Origin of the sequence: Streptomyces anandii JCM 4720, assembly GCF_014650655.1 — a bacterium.
Taxonomy (GTDB): Bacteria; Actinomycetota; Actinomycetes; order Streptomycetales; family Streptomycetaceae; genus Streptomyces; species Streptomyces anandii.
The window spans coordinates 275,358-278,242 of sequence record NZ_BMVJ01000005.1; the positions used below are offsets into that span (position 1 = coordinate 275,358).

Here is a 2,885-nt window from a genome sequence, read left to right on the forward strand (position 1 = left end):
TGTTCGGTGACGGCAGTCCGTCGGTGACTGTCCCCGTCGCCTCGGGTACGGCCACGACCGTGCACACCTGGACCTCCGCGGCGGGCAGCCCCTACACCGTCACCGCCACCTACAACGGTGAAGCCGCCTTCACCGGATCCAGTGGCACGGCGACCGCGACGATCAGCCGGGCGGCGACCACCACCACGGCTGCCTCGTCACCGAAACCCTCGGTGCCCGGTCAGCCGGTGACCGTCACCGCCACGGTCGGCGTTGTCGCGCCGGGAGCTGGGACACCGACGGGCACGGTCACGTTCGCGTTCGGTGACGGCAGTCCGTCGGTGACTGTCCCCGTCGCCTCGGGTACGGCCACGACCGTGCACACCTGGACCTCGGCGGCGGGCAGCCCCTACACCGTCACCGCCGCCTACAACGGCGACAGCAACACGAAGCCTTCGTCGGCGAGCGGCACGCACACGGTGACCGCGGCTGTCACCAAGACCGCGGTCGCCACCTCACCCAATCCCTCGCGGACCGGCCAGACCGTCACGGCCACCGCGACAGTGGCCGCCGTCCCACCAGGGGCCGGGACACCGACCGGCACCGTCGTGTTCGACTTCGGCGACGGTGCCGTCCTGACCGCGTCACTCAGTGGCGGCACCGCCAGTGCCACCCACGCCTACGCCTCCAGGGCAGGCAGTCCGTTCGTCGTCAGCGCGGCGTACAGCGGAAACCCCGACTTCGCCGCATCCAGCGCGACCACCGCCCAAACGGTCGGCCAGACCGCCACGACCGTCGCTGTGAGCGCCGACGCCAACCCGTCGGTGACGGGCCAGCCGGTCACCTTCACCGCCACCGTCGCAGCCGTCGCCCCCGGAGCAGGCACCCCGACCGGCACGGTCACCTTCAGCTTCGGCGACGGCACGCCCGCCGTCACCGCCCCCGTGTTCTCCGGCACGGCGGCGGCCACCCACGCCTACGTCTCCGTGTCGGGCAGTCCGTACGGGGTCACCGCCGCGTACAACGGGGACACCGGGTACACGCCGTCGACCGCGGCGCGTACTCAGACCGTGCTCCCGGCCGCCACGAGCACCGCCGTCTCGGCCTCGCCGAATCCGGCCACCCACACCCAACCGGTGACCGTGACGGTGACCGTCGCCCCCGTCTTGCCGGGGGCCGGGACGCCTACGGGAACGGTGACCGTGGCAGTCAGCGGTGAGAAGGCCCAGACCGTGCCGCTGGTGTCGGGGACCGCCTCAGTCGGATACACCCGCCTGAGCAAGGCCGTGCACACCATCGGCGTCACCTACAGCGGCGACACGCGCTTCAGCCCCTCCAGCGTCACTGGCACCGAGACCGTCACCTGAACGCGACCCTTGCCGGACACCGCCCCGTCTCTGCCGACCGGTACGTGGAGCACTACAGAAGGCCATGCATCTCCGCCACCGAAAATCTGTCGTGGTGAGCGTAGACATTAATGCAGTGGCGAGGTAGTTTCTTCATGTACCCAGAAGTCGAAGAGGGCGCGGCAGACACGAACTGCCGCGCATGCAGGTCAAGCACGAAACGGCCCTCGGGGCCGTGAGCAGTACCGTATCCAGCAGTGCAACCCCGTATCACCGAAGGTGAGGAGCAGAACGCCATCAGGATCGCCCGGGCAGGCAGGAGTACGCCCGGGTAACGCAGGCCCCGGATTGGAAGGTGGTCCCCGGTCACGCATCCGCTATCTCCGCAACCCCGCCGTACCGGGCGGAGTCTGCGGACGAAGAAGGCCGGCACCATGTGCCGGTAGATGGTGTTGAAAGCTCGGGGCCCGGGTGCCGGCGTGGCACTCGGGCCCCCCGACGTGTCCCTTGGAAGAAGAGGTCTATGCCCCCTCGCAGTACCCGCCCCGTGACGCCTCTCGATGACGACGACTACCCCGCCTACACGATGGGCCGGGCCGCCGAGATGCTCGGCACCACCCCAGCCTTCCTCCGCTCCCTGGGCGAACGCCGCCTGATCAGCCCCTTGCGTTCCGAAGGCGGCCACCGCCGGTATTCCCGCTACCAGTTGCGCATCGCCGCCCGTGCCCGCGAACTCGTCGACGACGGCACCCCCGTAGAGGCCGCCTGCCGCATCATCACTCTTGAGGACCAACTCGAAGAAGCTCAGCGCATCAATGAGCAGCTGCGGACCCAGGGCGGCGAGCAGTAGCCGAAGACCGTGTGGCGAAGAGGCGGCGTCGGCGCTCGTCGGTAGGTGTCTCCGGGCCACAACTGCGTGAGCGGATCAAAGGTCGGAAGCCGGTGGGCCGGAGGCGGCCGCCCGGCCCGTGTGCGAGCCGGCCGGCCGGTGGCGAAACACCTCCGCCGCCGTCGTGTTCGTCACCACTGCAACTGCCATGGCCACGGCGGCGATCGGATGCCCGACCCCGTAGAGGGCGGCCGCGCCGCCACCGAGCACCGCGGCCTTGACGGCGAGGACGAATGGAAGCCGAGGGCGCAGCCGCGCCCTCGGCGCGGCGAACAGAGCCCACAAGACGATCGCCGCCAGAGGTGTGCCCGCTCCGAACAGGATGTGAAGAACCGCGTCGTCACCGGTGGTGGAGCCCCACCAGCCCAGGCATGCCAGGGCGGCGAGTTCGAGCAGGAACGCCAGGAGTTCGTTGGCGGCGTACCAGCGCCGCTCAGCCGGCATTCCGCTGGAAGCGGACGGTGTCGAGGAGGCGAACGGTGCCGGCATGGGATCCTCTCGGTGGGCGGAATGACTCCGTGGGTGCGATGGCATGCGTCGGCGCCCGTCGTTCGATCGCGGCGCGGATGATCTGGTCGGCGGTCATCGTCTCCCGAGGCATGGCACCAGCTTACTTGCACTTTGTTCAACTTGCGGTTCGATTGCCCCGGTTCTCTGGGCGGGCCGGCTCG

At 69.7% G+C, this 2,885-nt stretch carries 3 protein-coding genes; 2 read left to right on the forward strand and 1 reads right to left on the reverse strand.

From position 1 onward, the window contains the following. A partial coding sequence (locus tag IE249_RS12075; RefSeq protein ID WP_229858220.1) for an Ig-like domain-containing protein occupies positions 1-1,346 on the forward strand: 1,346 nt, incomplete at its 5' end. Positions 1,347-1,848: 502 nt separating this feature from the next. Further along, positions 1,849-2,175 carry a MerR family transcriptional regulator gene (locus IE249_RS12080; protein WP_189704775.1) on the forward strand — a complete coding sequence of 109 codons (327 nt, stop codon included), beginning with the start codon at positions 1,849-1,851 and terminating at the stop codon, positions 2,173-2,175. Between the two features lie 75 nt (positions 2,176-2,250). Here IE249_RS12080 and IE249_RS12085 read toward each other — a convergent pair whose 3' ends face one another. Further along, entirely contained in the window at positions 2,251-2,703 is a 453-nt protein-coding gene (locus tag IE249_RS12085; protein WP_373304376.1) for a YrdB family protein, read from the reverse strand. Positions 2,704-2,885 lie beyond the last annotated feature (182 nt).

Excerpts from the sequence above, each read along its gene's own strand:
- IE249_RS12085 (WP_373304376.1), bottom strand. The coding sequence starts at position 2,703 with ATGCCGGCACCGTTCGCCTCCTCGACACCGTCCGCTTCCAGCGGAATG.
- IE249_RS12080 (WP_189704775.1), top strand. The coding sequence starts at position 1,849 with ATGCCCCCTCGCAGTACCCGCCCCGTGACGCCTCTCGATGACGACGAC.